Here is a 21,536-nt window from a genome sequence, read left to right as displayed (position 1 = left end):
ATGAAAAAAAGTTTACTGCTGCTTTTCCTGGTTGTCATTCTTGCAACCTTACCATTAATCACCCAACAAGGAACGGAATTTGGCGGTGCCGACGGCGAAGCTGAGGAAGCCATCACTAAGATCCATCCGGAATACAAGCCATGGTTCAACAGTATTTGGGAGCCGCCAGGTGCAGAAACCGAAAGCTTATTATTTGCGCTTCAAGCTGCAATCGGAGCCGGTTTCATTGGATACTTCATTGGTGTGATGAGACAAAGGAATAAGCAAACCAAACAAGAATTGGCCGAAAAATCGAAGCATGTTACTCATTGATAAATATGCCTATTTCAATGGGCTAAAGGATGTACATCCGTTGGAAAAGATGGTTTTTGCACTCTCTCTTTTGCTGTTTTCGTTAACGGTAAGGGATATGGCCGTTTCGCTCATCACTTTTACGGTGATGAGTGCTTTAATCATTTTCGCGGCAAAAATCCCGCTTTCTTATTATCTTAAATTACTTCTATTACCAGGATTTTTTATACTATCAGGAACCATTACCATCCTTTTTTCTTTCACTAGTAAATTCACTTCGATTTCGAATATATGGTGGTCCTGGAAGATCGGGAATTGGCAAATATTCATCAGCGATGACAGCTTTGGTACGGTGGCCAATTTGATCACTGTCGTATTCTGCAGCATCAGCTGTTTATATTTCCTTACCTTAACTACACCCATTACCGTCATCCTATCCGTGCTGCGAAAACTTAAAGTGCCTTCGTTATTGGTCGATTTAATAGAATTGACCTATCGATTCATCTTTATTTTTTTAGATACGGCTTTGGCCATTCACCAATCACAAGCTTCACGGCTGGGGTATGGTTCCTTTAGGAAAGGCATTCGATCTCTCGGATTACTAATTTCATCATTATTTTTAGGAGTATTGCAGCGCTCTGGACAGTTGACGATGGCCATGAACGCAAGAGGCTATCAGGAGAACCTTTCCTATATCGAGGATACTTACACCTATTCCTCACGCAATTGGCTGATTGCGATTGTCATACTAGGAAGCTTAATCCTTATTAATGGATATTTGTAAATTGGAGGCAACCCAACAATGGACGAGCATATTTTTCATATAGAAGGCCTCACCCATCAATTCGCAGATGGAACCTTCGCTTTAAAAGGACTTTCGTTAACGATCCAACAAGGTAAAAAAATTGCATTATTAGGCAATAATGGTGCTGGCAAATCGACTTTATTCCTCCATTTAAATGGTCTATTACAACCTACTGCAGGAAAGATCAGATTTAAGGGCAAGAAAATGAAATATGACCGTAGAGCATTATTATCATTACGAAAGCAAGTCGGTATCGTTTTTCAAGATCCCGACTCTCAGCTCTTTTCCGCTAATGTACAACAGGATATATCGTTTGGACCAATGAATTTAGGATGGGATAGAATTACAGTGCAGGAGAAAGTAAATTGGGCAATGGCTGAAACGGAAGTAACCGAACTAAAAGATAGACCTACCCATTTTTTGAGCCTTGGGCAAAAAAAACGGGTCGCCATCGCAGGGGTACTTGCCATGGAGCCCGATGTCTGGCTCCTGGACGAGCCTACCGCTGGATTGGATCCTTATTTCTCAAGACAGATCATGAATCTGCTGGACAGTATCCACCACCCTGACAAAACGATAATCCTCTCAACTCATGATGTTAATTTTGCTTACCAATGGGCTGATGAAATCGTTGTCATGAACGATGGCAAGGTCATATACCAAGGGGACCCTGTTTCCGTTTTCCATGATGAAGACGTTTTGCTGCAGGCACATCTGGAGAAACCGTGGGTTTTTGAAATGTTTCAAGCCCTTCTTCAAACAAGGAATCTTGCAGAAAGGGACCTTTTCCCAAGAACGAAGGAAGAATTGCTTCAAAACTTGGAAACAGAAAAAATTTATTAATTAAGATCCCCTAACTTCTGTTTCATCTTTCCAGAAGCTAGGGGACCCGATATATCTTTAAAATATCAGCGATAATCCTTGTTCAAAAACAAAAACCTCAATATTACTTTTCTTCCTTTTCTTTTTTAATCTCAATATCTCTTCCGTTTACATCATCAATGACTGCCTTTATCTCGCCTTCCGCATAAGTATCCGAGACTTGTTCGTGGGTTCGAGCCAGTCCAGAAGATAAAGGATCTTCCCGTTTATAATCGCTGACATCATATATTCTCCCGGCAACTTCTGAAGATTCATTTTTTGATTGCTTCCTATCCATTTTTTTCACTCCTAGTTTTTAAATTATCATTGCAGTATTAAAGACAAAGGTATTTTGTGTAAAAAACGAAGCAATATTCAATAATGATGAAAAAAGGAGGGAAAAGACGAAAAAAGCTTACAAGTAAAATCCCCTTTCAAGGACTTACTTGTAAGCTTAATGAGTACTTAGGCTTCCTTTTTCACATCTACATTATCGGATGGGTCACCCCAACATTCCACATTCTTCAAACCTTTAATATTGTTCACATGGAAAACTGGATTTTTCCCACTTTTCTTTTGCTTTTGATAATCCGCCAGTGCAGCAAAAGCAATTTTCCCTAGTAATGCTATGGCAATCAGGTTGATAATGGCCATAAGGGCCATAAGCAAGTCAGCCAGTCCCCAAACAAAATCCAGTGAGGCAAGCGAACCGAATATCACCATTCCTACGACTGCGACACGATAGACATTCAGCCAAACCTTATTTTCATTGATGAAGCCGATGTTCGACTCTCCATAATAATAGTTGCCCACAATGGAACTAAAGGCGAATAAAAGTACGATAATGGCAAGGAAAATACCTGCCCAAGATCCCAATGCCGTTCCGAGGGCATTTTGGGTAAGGACGATACCGTCCGTTTCCTTCGATGTATAAAGACCGGAAAACAAAATGATGAAGGCTGTCGAACTGCAAATGATGAGCGTATCGACAAAAACACCTAGAGACTGAATGAGCCCTTGTTTGACGGGATGACTGACATCAGCCGTTGCACCAGCATTTGGCGCACTACCCATCCCGGCTTCATTTGAAAATAGGCCGCGCTTGATTCCCTGCATCATGGCAGCTCCCAGTACTCCGCCAGCCACTTCTTTTATTCCATCGAATGCACTTTCAAAGATCAAAGCAAAAACACCAGGTAACTCGGTAATGTTCATGATGATGATAATCAAAGCCACTATTACATAGGCTCCTGCCATGATCGGAACGATGACTTCAGAGACTTTTGCAACCATTTTGATCCCGCCAAAAATGATGACAGCCGTGACCATAGCCAAGATGATTGCCGTAACCCACTTTTCAATCCCAAACGATTCATTGAATGCGCTTGTAATCGTATTGGCTTGTACCGAGTTGAAAGCCAATCCAAATGTAAGCGAAATCAACACGGCGAAAGTGATGCCCATCCAACGGGCATTCAATGCCTTTTCCATATAATAAGCAGGACCGCCGCGGAATGCATCCCCATCCTTGACTTTATAGATTTGAGCAAGTGTACTTTCAATGAATGCGGAAGCAGATCCGATCAATGCTATTAACCACATCCAGAAAACGGCTCCAGGTCCGCCCGTCGTGATCGCGATGGCAACACCTGCAAGGTTACCCGTTCCTACCCGCGATGCCGTGCTTATGCAAAATGCCTGAAAGGATGTTACACCTTTTTTATCCGCAGCAGCCCCTTCTCCCAAAAGCCTGAACATTTCCCCTACCATTCTGAATTGGACAAACTTCGTGCGGACAGTAAAATAAAGGCCCAATCCAACCAACATAATGATCAATATGGAAGACCATAACACATCATTTGTCCCACTAATAAATTTTTCTAACATCTCCATTAAACCAAACCCCTCTACTTAACTTTAATATTATTATAAAAACATATACAACCATAATTTATTTCCCGGTTCATTGGGGAGATAAACAAATAAAACCCATAAAAAAAGGAAATCCCACACTGAATCTCCAATACAATAATATATTATATCCTAACACACAATATTTTTCATTCATGAATTGGTGGAATCAATCGAAAAATATAATATTTCAGTATTATTTCCTTTAGATAATAATCATACTTCCTCCCTTCATTTAACATTCATTCCCAACGGAAGTTATTTTCTATTTTTATCACCATCATTATAAAATACTAAGCGGGTACTATTTAAATTGAAAAACAAAAAAGATTTTGCTGTGCCTCTCGTAAAATCAGTAGGCAGAGACTATAAAAAAAGGAGCATTTCAGCTCCCAAATTCCAAACAAAAAGAGAGACTTAAACAGCCTCCCTATAAATTACCTCCTTCAGAACATTAAATACATCTGCCTTACTTGGAGCTATTATGTATCTCCTTCATAAGCTCTGCATTTTACCATTTACATCCTCAGCCATTAATACAGCCTGAGATACTGTCTCACCATCTGTAAAGCAATTCTCTAGATCAGGAAAGCTCACAGATAATCTCCCCCCTCTTGCTCAACGACAGCATAATATTTGAAGATTTGGTTAAATAAATGAAGTAAATGAAATGTATATTTACTTACCAAGTAGTGATTTAATGATTATCTTGTTGTCACATCACAAGCCCGCCATCTACAAATAAAGTTTGCCCTGTCATAAACTGACTCCAATCTGATGCCAGGAACAACACGGGTCCTGCTACATCTTCTGGTGCTGCAATTCTGCGGAGTGGAGTTTGGGATATGATGAGGTCCTTCAACTCTTCTTTTGTATCCTTGCTTGTATCCGTTGGATAGACAAGCCCCGGAGCCACACAATTGACCCTGATTCCAAAAGCCCCGAGCTCTGCAGCTAAATTACGGCTGTACCCCATAAGTCCACTTTTTGCTGTCGTATATTCATGGTAAGGTACAATCGGCCTTTGAACTAAATTGCTGATCATATTGATGATGCTGCCATTGCTCTGTTTTTTCATAATGGGTAAGACTGCCTGACACATATAATGTGTCGAGCGTAAAGCCCCATCAATTTGCGCCTGATAATCTTCCCATGTTAGCTCCCATGACATTTTTCGATTGTCAGCATCAAAAATGTAAGACTTGAAGGCATTATTCACGAGAACATCAATTTTCCCCGCTTCCAAAACTTGTTCGATCATCTGTTTGACGGACGATTCAGAAGTGACATCACCCTGTATAGCCCATCCTTCACCGCCCAGTTTAGTACAATCCACGGCAACCTGTTCAGCGGCCTCGTGATTTTGCAGGTAGTTGATGATAACCAGTGCCCCTTCTCTCGCAAAGGCACGGGCAATACTAGCTCCAATTCCTCGGCTAGCTCCCGTCACCAGTACTACTTTCCCCTGAAATTTTTTCATTTTTTCTCCTCCGTTTTGTTAGGAAGAAGATCGTCACGCACTGCCTCTTTCATATCGATGCTATTTTCAATTAGTCCTAATTGCAGATACGCATCTGCCCCTTTTTGCAAAACCGATGTATCAAGTACCCCTAGCCCCTTACTATCAGTCCCCTCAGAGGATACACTCGAAATATTTCTCAAATTAATAATTTTCAAGTTTTGTTGTTCATCTTTTCCATCAATGGCATATTCAGATGCTAGTTTAGCGGCTTCCTCCGGATTTTTGATCATCCACTGTGCACTGCTACTATAAGCCTCCAAAAATTCTTTCAGAACGTCTTTCTTTTCATCATACGTCTTTTCTGTGACAACAAATACATCGCTAGGCACATTCAAATAATCTTTTACTTCCATGACATTTACTTCATCCAATCCTTTTTGTTTAGCAACGGCTAATCCAGTATCCGTTGCTGCTGTTGCATCCACCTTTCCCTGCATCAAAGGAGCAAAATTCAACAATCCCGTCTCCACGATTTTTACATCGTTTTCCGAAAGTCCAGCCTGATGCAAAAGTACCAATAAATTTTGACGCGTCCCGCTTGTTAAACTATATACACCAATTGTTTTCCCTTTAAGATCCTGTGGCTTATTTATTTTTTTGTCTTTAAGCGATACAATGTTAAACACATTTTGGGGATAGATATTATAAATCACTTTCAGCTTTTCCCCTTTGTCTAATGCAAAGAAAAGAGAGCCGGGATCTGTAAACGCAATGTCAGCTTGTCCAGAAACAATATTTTTAATGGCATCCCCGCCACCTTCTCCTGGAATAACCGAAACGTCCAATCCTTTATCCTTGAAAAAGTGTTTTTTCTCATCCACCAATAAATTCGTTTGCTCAGTTATCGGCTTACTCCAATTCGCTACTCTGACCTGCTGTATTTTCTCTGAGCCTGCTTCCTTGGTTGCCTCTTCCTTCGCTCCACAAGCGCTTGTAATTATTGCTATCAAAAATAATAAACCCATTAGCATAATTTTTGATTTCATTTTTTCTCCGTCTCCTTTATAAATCGTTTGACCCATTTCTTTTCCATAAGTTGCACTGCCTGATATAGAACCATTCCCATGGCCGTTAACAATATCAAGCTCGCGAACATCAATGGTGTATCCATCATTCCCTGTGAAGCGATGATCACCGCTCCTAATCCGTCACTTCCGCCGATAAACTCTCCAACAACCGCACCTACAATTGCCAAAACGACCGCTACTCGAAGCCCTGCTATAATCCCAGGCATCCCGGCAGGTATCTTTAAATGGATCAAGGTTTGCCAGCGTGATGCACCAAGCATTTTGAACAGTTCCAGCTTCTGCGTATCCGTATACTTTATGGCCATCACCGTATTCTCCAAAATAGGAAAAAAACAGATCAGTGCCGTAATCACCACTTTAGAGGTCATTCCAAATCCAAACCAAAGGATAAAAAGAGGGGCTAAAGCAAGCTTCGGAACGGCTTGACTGGCAATAATGTAAGGAAATAAGAGCTTCCGTAAAAAAGGCACCTCGCCCAAAATAATGCCTGCCACAAATCCGATTACCCCTCCAAAAAACAGTCCCAGCAACACCTCTGATGTGGTTCGGATAATATGCGGAGTAAAGTATCCGCCGATTATGCCTTCAAAAAGAGTTTGGAAAATCACAATAGGTGTCGGCAGGACTAGCTCCGACATGGACCTTGCTGCTAGATCCCATAAAAATAGCAAAAGCATTAAAAGGATTACGGAGTATATAGGAAATCGTTTCATATCCGTGCTCCCCCCATAACCTGGTGGATCTTGAGGCAAAGTTCATTAAAATACGAGCTGTACCTCATTTCTACCGTTCGCGGCTTTGCAAGATTGACAGCTGTATCATAGACAATGCTTCCTTGATCCATTACCGCTATCTTGTCTGAGAGATAAACAGCTTCTGAAATATCATGTGTTATAAAAAGGACTGTCGTATTTTGCTGTTTACATATCTTTAAAAGGTCGTCCTGTAATTCTTCTCTTGTAATCGCGTCCAATGCAGCAAATGGTTCGTCTAAGAACATCATGGACGGCTGTTCAACAAGTGCCCTTGCAATGGCTACACGACTCTGCTGACCTCCTGATAATTGTGCCGGGAAACTTTGAAGATAGTCTGCTAACCCAACAGTGTCCAATAACTTCATCGCATACTCTTTATCCTTTACCGTCACTTTCCCCCTAAGGGAAACGGGCAACAGAACGTTATCCATTACAGTTTTCCACTCTAAAAGGGTTGGGGATTGAAAGACAAATCCGGCTTCTGGAGACGGCTTGATTACAATGTCCCCATTCAGGGAAATAACTCCAGCATCCACCTGCAGTAAGCCTGCTGCCAGCTTTAATAACGTCGTTTTCCCGCACCCACTCTTCCCTAGCAAACAATGAAACTCCCCTTTTTCTATTTCCCAGCTTACACGATTGATAACTGACCTTTTGCCCTGATAGCTGTATGTCACATCATTAACTGTCAAAAACCCCATTCCACTACCTCCTAATCAACATAAGGGGCAAATCTTTCACTGTCCACTACAGCAGAGGACTCTATATCTACCATGTTGATCAAATCTAGTAAATTAAAGCGGCCATCATGATGCCATCCAGCTTCGGGAGACGTCATACTGCCCAAAGCCGTTAACCTCGTTACACCAATTCCCCCCAATAACTCGGCCCAATGAAAAAGTTCTCTTGGGTTTGCAGCTATACCAACGGTTTGGAGGTAAGAACGGTGAGGCTCAATGGAAGGAATCAGGTCCCCTATTTTTTCAAAGGCAATCACTTTTATCACTCGATTCAAACTACTTGGAGTGAAAGAAATGCCCTTTTCTTCGTATACGACGGTCCAATCATGTGCTACATTTCCCAATACCTCTTTTTGGGAATCATAAAAAACACTCATCTCTTCTCTTTGACGCCACGATGCCAGTGCTGCAGACTCTTCCATTGAAAGGATCCGCCGAGGATATCTTTTTTCCATGTTTTCAAGTTCATGTGCAAGATATCTCGCAAATTCTTTTGGCGAAACATTGCCGCCATGTTGGACATAAAAAATATGGGGAGAGTAGCAGCCTTGCTGATCATAACGGATGACATCAAGTGCCGCTTGACGTGCAGTTTCAAAAGCTTTTTGTGAATCCAGGCTAAAGCGAGAGATCAACCCAAAACTGATTTTATGGCCATAAGCCAAAAATCTGGTGGTTATTGGCGTTCGGCTTTGAAGAGACTGAAGCGAAGCATTGCCGCCGTACCCTACTACAACGTCACTTTGTTCCAATATGCATGTTTCCCGCTCTTCATCGCCCCCTTTCCACCAAACAATGGCAAAACAATCCGCTAATTTAGGTTCAATTTCCACTAACAAACGGGCAAACAAGCCCGCAAACAAAGGCTCTGCACTTGAGACCTTCCCAATGTTTCCTGACTTGGTAAGCAAGGCGGAGATGAAGCTCCACAAAGGAAGACCTGGGACATTCCCCGACCAAATATGGGTGATTAGATTTGGCCCTACTGCCTTAGAGAACCCGCCTTTGATTCGAGGTTGAAAGTCATCAAGCATCAGGGGATTTCCTAAATCTTCAACAACAAAGCGTTGGAGTTCATGTTTACGGAATTTTTTCAAATAAATAGTAAGACCAAGACGAACTATTTCCTCATCATACCCTGTAATAATCGGCAGGAGCTGTTCAGCCTTTTGACGGTACGGTGAACGACGATCCAGTAATCTATCAATCGCTTTGTCAATAATGTCCATGATTTCCACCGTCGTAAATGCCTTTAATATCTCAACACTCGCCCTTTTAACTTTTTCTATAACCTTATTCATCTGTTCTATCGTAAGAAGGGGAATCTCCACTTCCACTTCTTCATTCTTTCTCTTAAATACTAAAACCCTTTTTGTAAAATCTTCATCCCCTATATCCGGTATATATCCTGCAATCTCGTTCATTCCGAAACGCCCTTTGCAGCTTTTAAAAACTCATCCACCGCTATGGAACAACCCTTTGCCTCTGTTCCCTGCACTCTTCCTAATAAAAGAAAACCACCATCCACCTCGACCCCTAAATCTTCTGTTAGGATGGTAGTGACCGAATTAAAATTAGCTAAATCACAATGAACAAGTACTCCACGCTCGCCCTTTTGGACCTCTTCCCCACTTAAAGGATTGATCACTCTAGTCCTTATCCAATGCGGACCCGATTTTACAGGAGGAACAGTCTCGTTACCGTCATCATAAAATTGCGTGCTTAGCTCCGTCATCCCATACATATTTATGCATTCAGACCGGTCTACACCCAAGTGAGTTGAAAGCATATGATAGAATTCATCCAAACCCAATTCCTTAGATTGATTTTTATATCCTCCCGTATCAAGGATTTTACTTCCCTTTGGTAAACTAAAGGTCTTTCCCATTCGTTCTAATTCTTCGATCATATGTACGAAACTAAAACTCGCGCCTAAAAGGGCATAAGGCTCCCCAGTTTTTTCCGCATGCCCAAGGTACTCCAGCAAGCGGTCCATATCAATTCCACTTTCATTTAATAGATAGTGGCTATCCTTCGTACCGAATTCACGCATTCCAAGACCCAAGTAGCGAGCTAATGAAGAATTAGGCATTTCTATTTCGGTTGGAAAAAGAATCCCCATGCGTATTTTCTCCGTTTCCTTCATAAATCTTTTCCTGAAATTTAAAATCATGGACTTATCAAACACCTCCAAAGTAGGATGATAATGTTTGCCCTTAATTCCTTTTGTAGTTCCGCTCGTCATAAAAACCGCTTCTGTTTCAGAGGGATCTATGGAGCTTAGCGTGACTTCTTTAAAAGCATTAATCGGAACGGCCGGAATGTCCCTCCATGTCTTAACTACCCTTGGTGTCTTTCCTTTTTGAAAACAAAAGGTTCGGTAGGGAAGATTATGATCGTATTGATAAGAAAATAATTGTAAGGCCTGTTCATTGAATGCCTCGTCTGATGCATTTTGCATATAGCGAACAATATTATTGGTTATGACTTGCTGTTGATTCATCTCGAATACATCCTTTCATAGAAAATAAAAAAGCACTTTGCGTAAGCAAAGTGCATAGTGGTCCTCTAGTCACAATCCCTACGCTGGCATTACCCAACAGGTTCAAACGGTCTACAACAGTTAGTCATACTCTCAGCCTGATTCCACAGACTCCCGTAACATTAAATTTTATTCAAGTCTATTCCTTCTGCCTAAAAAATGCAACTCCATTTTAAACTACCGTTAAATGCACTAAATCATAGATCCATATTTCATTAAAGGAATGAACACAGAACATCTCCATCGATTTTCTCAATTTTTCATTTTACATGAAGGCATATAATTCTTTAATTAATGGCATATAAAAGAAATACCATTCCAAACTCTAAAGTAAAAGCTAAGTGCTTGTCTGCTGGATATAAATTAGGGTAAAAAACTTAAAAACACAGCTACTTTTGGATTGAATATCTTTGCTAGAAATCCTTCTTTAATATAATTATTTTCGATGACCATCAGCTTTTCCGTGAAGGTGTAAAGCACATATGCTTTTTACGGGGCAGCGAAAAAGAGATTTGGGGGTAAAAAAACTTCGTATGAAAGTGAGACTGACCAGCGAAAGGGAAAAATAAAGGCTATCAGGAAGAAGATTCCCCACAGCCTTTACCTATTATTTCGTAAAAATTTCAATAAGTTCGTTAACCCCTAAATAGACGAACATGATGAGACAAGCCGTTAAAACCAAATTAGGAACCGCTTTGTTCCTAAACTCTTTATCTACCTTTTTCGAATTTAATAATAAAATCAGGGAGATCGCCAGGAATGGCATAAATAATGCCCCTAAAGCTCCATATATGATGATTAACTCGACGGGTTTTCCGAAATAAAACAAAATCATCGGAGGGAATGTCAGCCAGGTTAGATAGGCACGATAAGCAGGTTCCGTTTCTGATACAGCCTGTTTTCCTGGAGCCTTTTTCTTGCGTATCGTTTTGACAAAATCAGCAAAAAGATACGGAACCCCATTCCAAACTCCAAGTAAGGAAGAGAAAGCTGCAGACCAAAATGCAATTAAGAATAACCAACGCATAGGTGTGCCAAACTCCGCCCCAAGCATTTCGGCAAGTTGGATAAGCCCTTGATCATCACGGATGCTGACACCTGTACCCGCAAGAAATTGAGCACCGATTATCAATGCAGCCAATGTAAAAATAGCTGTTAATGTATAGGCAACCTTGGTATCTGTTCTCATCATGGAAATCCAACCTTTTCCACTCCAGCTTTTTTCACTTAACCAATAACCATAGGAAGCCATAGTGATTGTTCCACCAACTCCACCAATCAAGCCTAGCATTAAAATGAATGAGCCTTCTGGAACTCTAGGAACGAATCCGATTGCGAAATCTCCTAAGCTAGGTAGGAAAAGAATCGCTGTACCGATAATCGTTACAAACATAACACCTATTAAAACTGTCATTACACGTTCAAACAGCAGATAACGGCCTGTCCAAACGAGACCGAAGCCTAGAATCGAATGGACGATAGCCCAAGCCCAAAGCGGCATGATTGGAAACATGGCGTGCATGGCCAATGCTGAAGTCGATGCTGCAGCTGCTCCATAGATAAATCCCCAAATGACTGAGTAGATACCAAAATAACCTGTTGCCCATTTCCCTAATGAATGCCAGCCATCAATCATGGTTTGTCCAGTTGCCAAATACCAGCGTCCTACACCTTCATTTAAAAAGTATTTCAAAATTGCACCGACAATAATGGCCCATACAAAGGTCATTCCAAAAGACGTTCCAATAACGATAGATGTTATCAAATCGGCAGTTCCCACACCTGTGGCAGCGACAACTATACCTGGTCCAACCTGTCTTAATTTTTCCCCCATCGTAGCTGGTGGAATTTTGAGCTGTGGCTTATTAAGTTCTGTCTCCATGTAATGCCTCCTCAGATCGTAAATGTCCAAAATATATTTATTTAATGTAGTTCATTCATTTAGAATCGTCTTAGGCTAATTCTAATAAAATAGCCATGCCCTGACCTCCGCCAATACATAGAGTCGCTATCCCGTATCTTTCTTGTCGTTTTTGCATTTCATGAATTAATTTCGTTATGATTATCGCTCCAGTTGCCCCTAATGGATGACCTAATGCGATAGCCCCACCATTGACATTGATTTTATCCGGATCTAGCTTCGCTTCACGTATCACGGCAAGTGATTGCGAAGCGAAAGCCTCATTCAATTCAAACAGCCCAATATCCTCACCCTTCAGACCAGTTTTTTTCAAAAGTTTTTCGATAGCGGGAACGGGACCGATTCCCATATATCGTGGATCGACACCGGCTGTAGACCAGTTAATGATTTTGGCAATGGGTTTGACACCTATGTTGGAAGCCTTTTCTCGAGTCATTAAGACTAAGGAACTCGCTCCATCATTTCGACCACAGGCATTACCCGCTGTGACAGTTCCATCCTTTTTAAAGACTGGTTTCAATTGGGTTAATTTTTCTAAGGTTGTGTCTCTTGGGTGCTCGTCTATTTGGAAAATCGATGTGTTTTTTCTAGTTTTTATTTCAATCGGAACAATTTGCGATTTAAAGGATTCAGACTCAATTGCTAATTTTGCCCGATTCTGGCTTTCCAAAGCAAATGCATCCTGATCCTTACGGGAAATATTATATTTTTCCGCAACGTTTTCAGCTGTAACCCCCATACCTAAGTCTTTTCCAAAAACTTCGATTGGCTGCTGGCCATTTTCAAGATTAGAATCAACAAGGTAAGGATTTCCTTCTCCATATCGTGAATTTCTTAAATAAATGGGGGCTCTACTCATATTTTCCGCTCCGCCGGCAACAACAATATCATCCGGATTAAATGCTAAGTGCTGAACCCCCGATACAACAGCCTGAATGCCTGAAGCACATAGTCGGTTTACTGTGAAAGCAGAGGCCTCATGGGGAATACCGGCTCTTAATGCAGCAACACGTGCTAGATTAGATGATTCAGTGGACTGCCGTACCTCACCAAAAATCACTTCATTGATCTGCTCAGGTTCTAGCCCAGCACGCTCAATCGCATCTTTAATGGTTGTTGCAGCTAGATTTCCAGCCGGCACCTCTTTTAATCGTCCGCCAACTCTACCAATGGCTGTACGGTTTGCGCTAACAATTACAAATTCATGATCCATTATAATACCTCCGGATTGTTAATTCATTCGACTGAATACGCTTTCAAACTTGGTGAAATTATAAAATTTGCAGGTGTGATTTCTTTTAATTTCTCTATCGTACACCCCTTGTCTAACTCTTCTAAAATCATTTCATTATCTTTAAATCGAAAAACTGCATATTCAGATATTAATGTCGATACAACACCCTGGGCTGTTAGTGGAATATCGCAGTGATTGACAATTTTCGGATTGCCCTCTTTGGTGCAATGCTGAGTTGCAATGATGACTTCCTTTGCACCCACGACTAAATCCATTGCTCCACCAACTCCTAAAATATCCTTTCCCGGTACAGCCCAGTTTGCTAAATCTCCTGTTTCACTGACTTGAAGGGCTCCTAAAACGACTGTATCAATATGTCCGCCGCGAATCATCGCAAATGATTCGGAGGATGAAAAATAAGCAGCACCTTTTTGTGCGGTGACCGGTAATTTCCCGGCATTTATGATTTCAGGGTCTTCCTTCCCTTTCTCTGGCGAAGGACCTACTCCAAGGAGCCCATTTTCCGTATGAAGGTATACGGATTTATTTTCGGGTATATAGTTAGCAACCATGGTCGGAATGCCGATCCCTAAATTGACGATTGTTCCCTCTTTTATTTCCATAGCAACCCTTTTGGCTATCATTTCTTTAATAGTAAGTGTCGACATCTTCGGTCAATTTCTCCTTTCCACTATAAAATCCACGAACAAATGAGGCGTTATGATTTCCTCGGGAGATATCTTGCCCATTTCAACAATCTCCTCCACTTCAACTATAGTTATTTTTGCTGCACTAGCCATATCAGGGTTAAAGTTCCGAGCTGTTTTTGAATAGATTAAATTACCCAACCTATCTGCTTTTTTAGCCTTCACTAAAGCCACATCAGCAAATAACGGTAACTCTAAAACATATTCTTTTCCATTAATTACGCGTGATTCTTTATTTTCTCCTATAAGTGTCCCCGCTGACGTGCGAGTATAAAATCCACCTATACCTGCACCTGCTGCTCGTAACCTTTCTCCTAATGTCCCTTGCGGAACCAGCTCCACTTCCAACATACCTTGCTTGACGTAACGGACGGCATCCATATTACTCGTAAAATATGAACCTATCCCTTTTTTTATTTTATTTTGGAGTAGAATCTTACCTAGACCTTTTCCTCCGGGTTCCCCTAGGTTATTGCTAATGATTGTTAAATCGGAAACTGGATGTTCAGCCATTGCTTCCACCAAGTTAAGAGGGCATCCTACCAACCCAAAACCTCCTACAGCAACGGTGTCTCCATCTTTTATATACGAAACAGCTTCTGATGCAGTAATGATTTTATTCAACGTAGCTTAAAGCCTCCTCTTCCACGTAATGTAATCCCTTACATATTCTTTGAAAAAATTAAAAATAAGAGTTGTATAATTGCGATCATAAGTGTACACTATACGTATATATTGTACATATAGTGCATCTTGGGATAATCATAATTATCTTTTGTTAAGAAGTCAACCTAATTGTTTGTTTTTTCTAACAATTAGGCTGATAATTCACTATAAATTTTCATTATTTTTAGGAGGAAGTTCGAGATGAATAATGAAACGGAACAATCATCTTATTTCGTCCAATCAGTCGCAAAAGGATTTGAAGTGTTAAAAGCTTTTGATTCAAGTTCTGCTAGTCTTTCGCTTCGGGAACTTGCAGAGCGGACAGGCATTAATAAAGCGACAGTTAGACGCTTTGCATTAACCCTTGTCGACCTTGGTTATATAAGGTTAATGGAAGACAATAGATTTCAACTCAGCCCTAAGGTTTTGGATTTAGCGGTCCATTATTTACAAACATTGAATTTACCGGATCTTGCTCAACCAATCTTGGAATCTATCTCTGCCACTGTAAAGGAATCAACAAACCTGGCCATTCTGGATGGTGCGGAAGTTGTCTATGTTTCCAGAGTGAATGCAGCTAAAAGGATCGTCGGGGCAAACTTGAAGGTCGGTTCAAGGTTGCCTTATTATGCAACCTCATTAGGAAAAGCACTTGTTGCCTGGTTACCCGAAAACGAGAGGAAAAAAATTTGGGGAATCACCAATATCGAAGCCTTTACCCAAAATACAATCACAACTTATGAAAAATTCGAGGAAGACCTGGCCATGACCAGGTCACGGGGTTATGCGTTAGGTGATGAAGAGCTAGAGGAAGGACTCCGCTCCATTTCAATGCCCATTATCAATTGGCAGGGGGCAACGATAGCCGCAGTAAATGTTTCTACCCAGGTCATCCGAACAGATAAAAAGAAATTATTAGAAATCTACTTGCCAGCCCTTCAAGAAGGAGTTAAAAAATTAAATCATCAAACTGGATCTAAAAGTTAAAATCAAAATACACACTTGAAAAAATTGAGGCCACTGAAAAATTTTCGTTTTTTAGTGGTATTTAATTTAGTAGTAAAAAAGAAGACTCCAATTTATTTTCATAAAATTGGAGTCGTCTTTTTTATTATTAAGGATTCTGGTGCGAAAATACTCTTTTAGGAATATATACCTAAATTCCCTATTCATGTATGAATTATGATGTAACTTAAAATAATTTGTGTCTATCTTATATTTTCTAGTTTTCTGTAGGTATCAATGTTGAAATTAAGTCTGTTATGATACACTTGTTCTGCCTCTCCTAAATGGTTAGAATACCTTGTGAAAACATCTTTCTTAATTCTTTTTTATCTATTTTTCCAATCGGCGTTAATGGGAACTTATCAAGAAAATAGGCAATTTTAGGAACCATATACTTAGAGGTCCTTTGTTTGCAGAAATCAATTAATTCCTCACTAGTACAGCTCAATCCTTCATGCAATGCTATCACGACACACACTACTTCTCCCCAATCTGGATGGGGGACGCCTATGCATGCGCTTAATGCAACAGAAGGGTGCTGGTTCACCACTCGCTCCACTTCTGAGGAATATACGTTCATCCCGCCTGTAATGATCATATCTTTCTTCCTATCTACAATATAAAGGTAACCGCTTTCATCCCATTTACCAATATCCCCCGTGTAGAACCAGCCATCACGGATGTATTCACGAGTAAGATCCGGTCTTTGATAATATCCAACCATCATGGCTGGGGACTTTACGATGATTTCTCCAAACTCGGTTGGTTTTACATCATTTCCATTCTCATCAATCAGTCGAACTTCGGTAAGAATGCACGGTTTTCCACAGCTTTTCAAAACTTCCGGATTATTATGATAAGCCCATACATGAGCGCTCTTCGATAGTCTTGAAATGACAATATTACATTCTGTCATGCCGTATTGCTGGCGCATGATAGGCCCGAATACTTCAAAAGCTTCTTTAAGGCGCTTCTGTGAAATCGGTGACGCACCATAGAAGATATTGCGCATGGAGCTCATATCATATTCCATCTTCTTGGTCTGATCAAGAAGCCTGTATAACATGGTCGGAACCATGAATGTCGTCGTGATTTCATGTTCCTTTATCGCCTGTATGAATGCTGCAGCGTCGAATGAGCCCATCACATAAACATGGACGCCCGAAACAAGGGATCTCCAAAGTAATGAACCGGCTGAATGCACAATGGGCGTACTTAGCAATAACCGGTCCCGGTCGTCCAGCGGGTCTTCGATAGCTGCAGAAAGTATCGCGGCGCCGAGTCCTTTCTGGGAATGCATGACGCCTTTGGGTGTACCCGTTGTCCCGCCTGTATAGGACAGAAGGGCAATGTCATCTTCTTCAGCTATTGGCAAGTCTAAATTATTTATTTCACCAGGGCATTTAAACAGTTCAAACTCCTCCGGATAATTACTATTAAAGCCAGGGAGCCCAATAATATGGACATCCTCCTTCTTCATTTCTTCCAAATACTCTAAGAAGGTGTCAAAGTGTGTCTGTGTAGTAATTATGACCACTTCTGGTTTTGCTTCCTTTAAAATGAATTGTATTTCTCGTTTTCCGAGTTTTTCACTTAATGGCACCAAGGTAGCCCCGCATTGCTGGACGGCTAAACCAAACATCACACTTTCCAAACTGTTTGGAATGATGGTCGCTATGCGGACGCCCCTTCCTGCACCTAAACGCAGTAAATAAGAAGTGATACGTTCTGTTTTCTTCCATAACTCGTCGTAGGTTATCGTTTCTCCGTTTGGCAACAAGGTAATAGCCGGCAGTTCGCCGAATCGTTTCATTCCTTTATTCAACAGTGACTGAAATGTCAACTTATGCAGCATGAATTTTTTCCTCCCCCGAAAAAGTTTTCACCCTTTTAATAGTGCTTTGGCAATTGTATTTTTTTGAATCTCTGAGGTTCCGCTCAGAATCCGATACATCCGTGCACTCCTGTACATTTTTTCTACTGGATGCCCTTTTACCAAGCCTTTGGAGCCAAAGATTTGGATGGCCTTGTCAGCCACATGGCTATTGACCTCTGAAGCAAACAGCTTGGCCATGGACGTACCGGCCCGATCCTCTTTTCCCTGATCAATTTTATCAACCACATCATAGACCATGCATTTTGCTGCATAGATTTCCGTCGCCATATCTGCGAGCATATGCTGAATTGCCTGGAAGTCACCGATGGGCCGGCCATACTGGACTCGCGTTTTGGCATGTTCAATAGATAAATCGAGAAGGTGTTGAGCCATTCCGATAAAGCCGGCGGCATGGGAAGCACGATTTGTGTTTATTCTTTTCAATCCGAGCAGCAACCCTTTTCCTGGTTCTCCGATTATATTGGCGGCAGGCACTCGACATTGATTGAAATTCAATTCGGCATGTATGCGTTCTCCTGATAGGGGAACTTGAATGTCTCCTAGTTCAAACCCTGGATGTTGTGGTGTTTTTTTATCAACTAGGAAAGCAGTGATCCTTTCTTTTTCTCCTTTCCGGGATTCTTTCGCTATGACAATGGCGAAATCAGCATAGGGGGCCGCACTGATAAAATGTTTCTTTCCGCTTAATATATAATCATTTCCGTCTTTAACGGCTGTTGTTTCGATAGCGAATGCATCCGACCCGGCATTTGGTTCTGTAAGGGCAAAGCAGCAACTCACTTCTCCCGTCACAACGGGCATCACATATTTTTCTATTTGCTCCGGTGTAAAACTTTCCAACATCTGACCAATTCTTAGCGGCCCGCCAATCTCCCCTATAACCTGCCCCCATAAAACCGCTCCGGAACGTGCCAATTCTTCCTTGAACATGCATAATCCTTTTAAGCTTACTTCTTGTCCGCCATATTTTTCAGGGAGGTTAATTCCGTAAAAGCCCAATTCCCTGGATCTTTTCCTTGCCCATTTTATGGCTTCCATCGGAATATCCTCTTCAGCGTTCAAGCCATGCTCCTGTTCATATGGAAGCAATTCATTTTGGATGAAATCCTGCAACTTTGTTTGAAGTACCTCTAATTTCTCTTCCTGGGTCGTAACCATATGTTTCCCCTTTCGATTTTTATTTTCGTCTTACTTTTTAAATATTTGAAATGTTATAAAATCAATTTTAAATGTAAATAATATTTAAGTAAAATAAGGATATATGATATAAATATAAATAATATTGATGTAAATAAAAAAATATTAGTTCCCTATCATCATAGGAAACTAATATTTAAGAGTGGTGTAGAATTCGAGACATTTTATAAACTCCCTGGCAGCTTTTGAAAAATACTGCTTCTTAGAGCAAACGTAACCGAATTCCATTGTATTATTTTCCATCTCCACCAAAGGAATGGCCACAAGCTCCCCGCTTAGGAAATAGGGGTCGCTGTTAACTCCAATATCATAAGAAAAGGCAATCGCTAATCCCTCAGCGACGGTTTTTTTGATGATCTCTGTATTATTTGTGAAAAACAAAATATTCATCTCACCGTAATGATCAAAAAAACCTTTAATGAACGACTTCATTCTTGGTCCATTGTAAATGACCAAATTTTGGTCCATAAGCTCTCGTGGGGTTATGCTTTTACGGTTAACTAAAGGTGAGTTCTTACTGACCATCACAATCACTTTTGCTTCCATCAAAGGTTGGAATTCCAACTCAATTTCTTTTGGTTTAACCTTTGGGATATTCAATAGCCCGATGTCTATCTTACCATTCCGTACTTCTTCGGTTATCTCTAGTCCCCCTTTTTCTTCAATGACAATTTTCACCTCGGGATACTTCTTCTTAAATAAGGCCAAGGATTTAGGCAAAACCGTTAGAAATAAACCTTGTGTTGATGAAAGGCGCAACTCTTTTTCCATCGTATCTGAATGTATTTGGGCACTGTCTCTTATTTCTTCCAATTTGCTTAATACTTCAAGAGCTTTCTGGATGATTTCCTTTCCGTCTTCTGTAGGTATGGTTCCTAACCTTGACCTCTTGAAGATTTTTATACCTAATTCCTTCTCCAAACTCGTAATGGCCATACTGATTCCAGATTGAGAGATATGGAGGCTTTCTGATGCCGTGGAAATCGAGTTAACCTCGGCTACCTTAATGATATATTCCAATTGTTCTATATTCATGGTTTATTCTCCTTCTAGCCTATTACTACTATCATACCTCGAACAGAAAGCCCTTTCAATTTTAGAGAAGTGGAATCAGAATACCTCAAGCTTTATCCTCAAAAGGAGAATCCAGTTTTATACAATGGTAGATGTTTTTTCGTATTCTTTAGCGGGTTGTGCCTGATTATTTTTAATTGATACGGCAACAATCGTTCCCAATAACGCTATTATCACCAAAAACAGGAAAGCGGCATTATAGGAGCCATTAAACAGACTGATAATCAAACCGAGGGCTAAAGGAGAAACAGCACCTGCAATTTGACCGGCGAAAGTTACGAGTCCGGAGGCAGAGCCCGTCAGTTCCTTTGGTGAGTATTTTATGATGATCGTATATAGAACGGTTCCAAAGAAAGACAGTGCTACGGAGTTGAGGGTGAGATACGTGATGATAAGTCCTATAGACGTGGCGTTAGACATTAAAAAAAGAAAAATTGCCGATAATAAAGCGCCTGCAGCGGCAAGATACTTCTCCCGGTTAGCCATATGTTTATCCAGAAGCCACCCGCTTACATTAAACATCAAGAAACCAAAAATATAAGGGATTGCCAATAAACCTCCGGCGGCTATTAAATCCACTCCTTTTTCTTTAACCAAATATATAGGCATCCAAGTGATCAAACCATAGTTGATAATATTTGATATAAACTTGAATGTTATGAGTTTCCAAATATTTTCGATTTTAAATAGCAGTTTCAGAGCAACCTTTTTTTGTTTCGGTTTGTCTTTTTTAACCTCTTGATTTCCTTGAGGCTTGAGAATGAACCAAATTCCGAAAGAAGCCAATATCCCTAGAATTCCGGCAATGGTAAACATGCCCCGCCAACCGAATGCCACCACCATTGAAGCAGCAAGTGCAGTACCTAATATCCCGCCAATATTTTGGGCAGACAGGAAAAACGAATTTGCCCGGCCCCGTTCTTCTTCCGGGAAGTTATCTCTTATAGTGGACATACTGGCAGGATAGAAAGGCCCTTCACCTAACCCGAACAGAAAACGGATGAATAATAAAGACATAAATGACCAAGCAAACCCAGTCATTACAGTGAACAAGGACCAACTAAACAAAGAAACAGTAACCATGACCCTGGCGCCATACTTATCGGTCATCCATCCACCAAGCGGTTGCATGAGTGAGTAGCTAACAAAAAATATACTAATTAAAATACCTGTCTGGGACGTAGTGAGATGAAACTCTTCTGCAATAGGAATAATCCCGACATTTATGGCAACGCGATCAAAAAAACTTAAAATCATTCCAACAAATAAAAGGCCGCTAATCATTATTTTTCGTTTCTTACTTGCATATAACTGCATTCCCCATCACTCCATTTTTTTATATTTTCACAAAACCTCAGCCTCACAGGAAGCGCTTACAAT

The 21,536-nt window shown here is 40.8% G+C and carries 20 protein-coding genes; 4 read left to right on the top strand and 16 right to left on the bottom strand.

Annotated elements, in window-relative coordinates; translation table 11 throughout:
• The 3 genes from NYE65_RS23640 to NYE65_RS23630 are packed head-to-tail and all read left to right on the top strand — an operon-like array spanning position 1 to position 1,939.
• Complete coding sequence (locus NYE65_RS23640; RefSeq protein ID WP_034312516.1) at positions 1 to 312, top strand: energy-coupling factor ABC transporter substrate-binding protein; 312 nt, start codon at positions 1 to 3, stop codon at positions 310 to 312.
• On the top strand, positions 299 to 1,075 hold the full coding sequence (gene cbiQ, locus NYE65_RS23635) for a cobalt ECF transporter T component CbiQ (protein WP_034312519.1): 777 nt from the start codon (positions 299 to 301) through the stop codon (positions 1,073 to 1,075). The genes NYE65_RS23640 and cbiQ overlap by 14 nt, the downstream gene beginning before the upstream one ends.
• A gap of 18 nt (positions 1,076 to 1,093) precedes the next feature.
• Positions 1,094 to 1,939: an energy-coupling factor ABC transporter ATP-binding protein gene (locus NYE65_RS23630; protein WP_340861857.1), complete on the top strand. Its 846-nt coding sequence runs from the start codon at positions 1,094 to 1,096 to the stop codon at positions 1,937 to 1,939.
• A gap of 103 nt (positions 1,940 to 2,042) precedes the next feature.
• Here the strand turns inward: NYE65_RS23630 and NYE65_RS23625 are convergent, their stop codons facing one another.
• The 12 genes from NYE65_RS23625 to NYE65_RS23570 all read right to left on the bottom strand — a co-directional run bounded on the left by NYE65_RS23625 (position 2,043) and on the right by NYE65_RS23570 (position 14,941).
• Positions 2,043 to 2,255 carry a YozQ family protein gene (locus NYE65_RS23625; RefSeq protein WP_096338594.1) on the bottom strand — a complete coding sequence of 71 codons (213 nt, stop codon included), beginning with the start codon at positions 2,253 to 2,255 and terminating at the stop codon, positions 2,043 to 2,045.
• A 167-nt stretch (positions 2,256 to 2,422) separates the two neighbouring features.
• Positions 2,423 to 3,850 carry an alanine/glycine:cation symporter family protein gene (locus NYE65_RS23620; protein WP_340861856.1) on the bottom strand — a complete coding sequence of 476 codons (1,428 nt, stop codon included), beginning with the start codon at positions 3,848 to 3,850 and terminating at the stop codon, positions 2,423 to 2,425.
• A 733-nt stretch (positions 3,851 to 4,583) separates the two neighbouring features.
• Positions 4,584 to 5,348 carry an SDR family oxidoreductase gene (locus NYE65_RS23615; RefSeq protein WP_096338596.1) on the bottom strand — a complete coding sequence of 255 codons (765 nt, stop codon included), beginning with the start codon at positions 5,346 to 5,348 and terminating at the stop codon, positions 4,584 to 4,586.
• Positions 5,345 to 6,376 carry an ABC transporter substrate-binding protein gene (locus NYE65_RS23610; RefSeq protein ID WP_096338597.1) on the bottom strand — a complete coding sequence of 344 codons (1,032 nt, stop codon included), beginning with the start codon at positions 6,374 to 6,376 and terminating at the stop codon, positions 5,345 to 5,347. Before NYE65_RS23610 ends, NYE65_RS23615 begins: the two co-directional genes overlap by 4 nt.
• Positions 6,373 to 7,131, bottom strand: a complete 759-nt coding sequence (locus NYE65_RS23605) for an ABC transporter permease (protein WP_340861855.1) — start codon at positions 7,129 to 7,131, stop codon at positions 6,373 to 6,375. Before NYE65_RS23605 ends, NYE65_RS23610 begins: the two co-directional genes overlap by 4 nt.
• On the bottom strand, positions 7,128 to 7,874 hold the full coding sequence (locus NYE65_RS23600; protein WP_340861854.1) for an ABC transporter ATP-binding protein: 747 nt from the start codon (positions 7,872 to 7,874) through the stop codon (positions 7,128 to 7,130). The genes NYE65_RS23605 and NYE65_RS23600 overlap by 4 nt, the downstream gene beginning before the upstream one ends.
• A gap of 11 nt (positions 7,875 to 7,885) precedes the next feature.
• Complete coding sequence (locus tag NYE65_RS23595; protein WP_340861853.1) at positions 7,886 to 9,337, bottom strand: acyl-CoA reductase; 1,452 nt, start codon at positions 9,335 to 9,337, stop codon at positions 7,886 to 7,888.
• On the bottom strand, positions 9,334 to 10,416 hold the full coding sequence (locus NYE65_RS23590) for a LuxE/PaaK family acyltransferase (RefSeq protein WP_328110540.1): 1,083 nt from the start codon (positions 10,414 to 10,416) through the stop codon (positions 9,334 to 9,336). Before NYE65_RS23590 ends, NYE65_RS23595 begins: the two co-directional genes overlap by 4 nt.
• Positions 10,417 to 11,062: 646 nt before the next feature.
• Positions 11,063 to 12,337, bottom strand: coding sequence for an Nramp family divalent metal transporter (locus NYE65_RS23585; RefSeq protein ID WP_222619746.1), 1,275 nt, complete (start codon positions 12,335 to 12,337; stop codon positions 11,063 to 11,065).
• A 70-nt stretch (positions 12,338 to 12,407) separates the two neighbouring features.
• Complete coding sequence (locus tag NYE65_RS23580) at positions 12,408 to 13,589, bottom strand: thiolase family protein (RefSeq protein ID WP_340861852.1); 1,182 nt, start codon at positions 13,587 to 13,589, stop codon at positions 12,408 to 12,410.
• A gap of 23 nt (positions 13,590 to 13,612) precedes the next feature.
• Positions 13,613 to 14,278 (bottom strand): 3-oxoacid CoA-transferase subunit B, encoded by a 666-nt coding sequence (locus NYE65_RS23575; RefSeq protein WP_098866401.1) that lies wholly within the window; start codon positions 14,276 to 14,278, stop codon positions 13,613 to 13,615.
• Between the two features lie 6 nt (positions 14,279 to 14,284).
• Positions 14,285 to 14,941: a CoA transferase subunit A gene (locus NYE65_RS23570; protein WP_098185350.1), complete on the bottom strand. Its 657-nt coding sequence runs from the start codon at positions 14,939 to 14,941 to the stop codon at positions 14,285 to 14,287.
• A 243-nt stretch (positions 14,942 to 15,184) separates the two neighbouring features.
• On the opposite strand from NYE65_RS23570, the gene NYE65_RS23565 reads away from it, so the two are divergent.
• On the top strand, positions 15,185 to 15,970 hold the full coding sequence (locus NYE65_RS23565) for an IclR family transcriptional regulator domain-containing protein (RefSeq protein ID WP_328110542.1): 786 nt from the start codon (positions 15,185 to 15,187) through the stop codon (positions 15,968 to 15,970).
• A gap of 298 nt (positions 15,971 to 16,268) precedes the next feature.
• Here NYE65_RS23565 and NYE65_RS23560 read toward each other — a convergent pair whose 3' ends face one another.
• From NYE65_RS23560 to NYE65_RS23545, 4 genes are all read right to left on the bottom strand, one after another.
• Complete coding sequence (locus tag NYE65_RS23560) at positions 16,269 to 17,843, bottom strand: class I adenylate-forming enzyme family protein (RefSeq protein WP_340861851.1); 1,575 nt, start codon at positions 17,841 to 17,843, stop codon at positions 16,269 to 16,271.
• Between the two features lie 27 nt (positions 17,844 to 17,870).
• Positions 17,871 to 19,043: an acyl-CoA dehydrogenase family protein gene (locus NYE65_RS23555; RefSeq protein ID WP_340861850.1), complete on the bottom strand. Its 1,173-nt coding sequence runs from the start codon at positions 19,041 to 19,043 to the stop codon at positions 17,871 to 17,873.
• A gap of 168 nt (positions 19,044 to 19,211) precedes the next feature.
• On the bottom strand, positions 19,212 to 20,117 hold the full coding sequence (locus NYE65_RS23550) for a LysR family transcriptional regulator (RefSeq protein ID WP_340861849.1): 906 nt from the start codon (positions 20,115 to 20,117) through the stop codon (positions 19,212 to 19,214).
• Between the two features lie 117 nt (positions 20,118 to 20,234).
• Positions 20,235 to 21,473: an MFS transporter gene (locus NYE65_RS23545; RefSeq protein ID WP_340861848.1), complete on the bottom strand. Its 1,239-nt coding sequence runs from the start codon at positions 21,471 to 21,473 to the stop codon at positions 20,235 to 20,237.
• Between the last annotated feature and the right edge of the window lie 63 nt (positions 21,474 to 21,536).

Source organism: Peribacillus sp. FSL R5-0717, from assembly GCF_038002945.1.
GTDB lineage: Bacteria > Bacillota > Bacilli > Bacillales > DSM-1321 > Peribacillus > Peribacillus frigoritolerans.
Note: the sequence above shows the minus strand (reverse complement) of the source record. Positions and strands in the feature narration are given on the sequence as shown.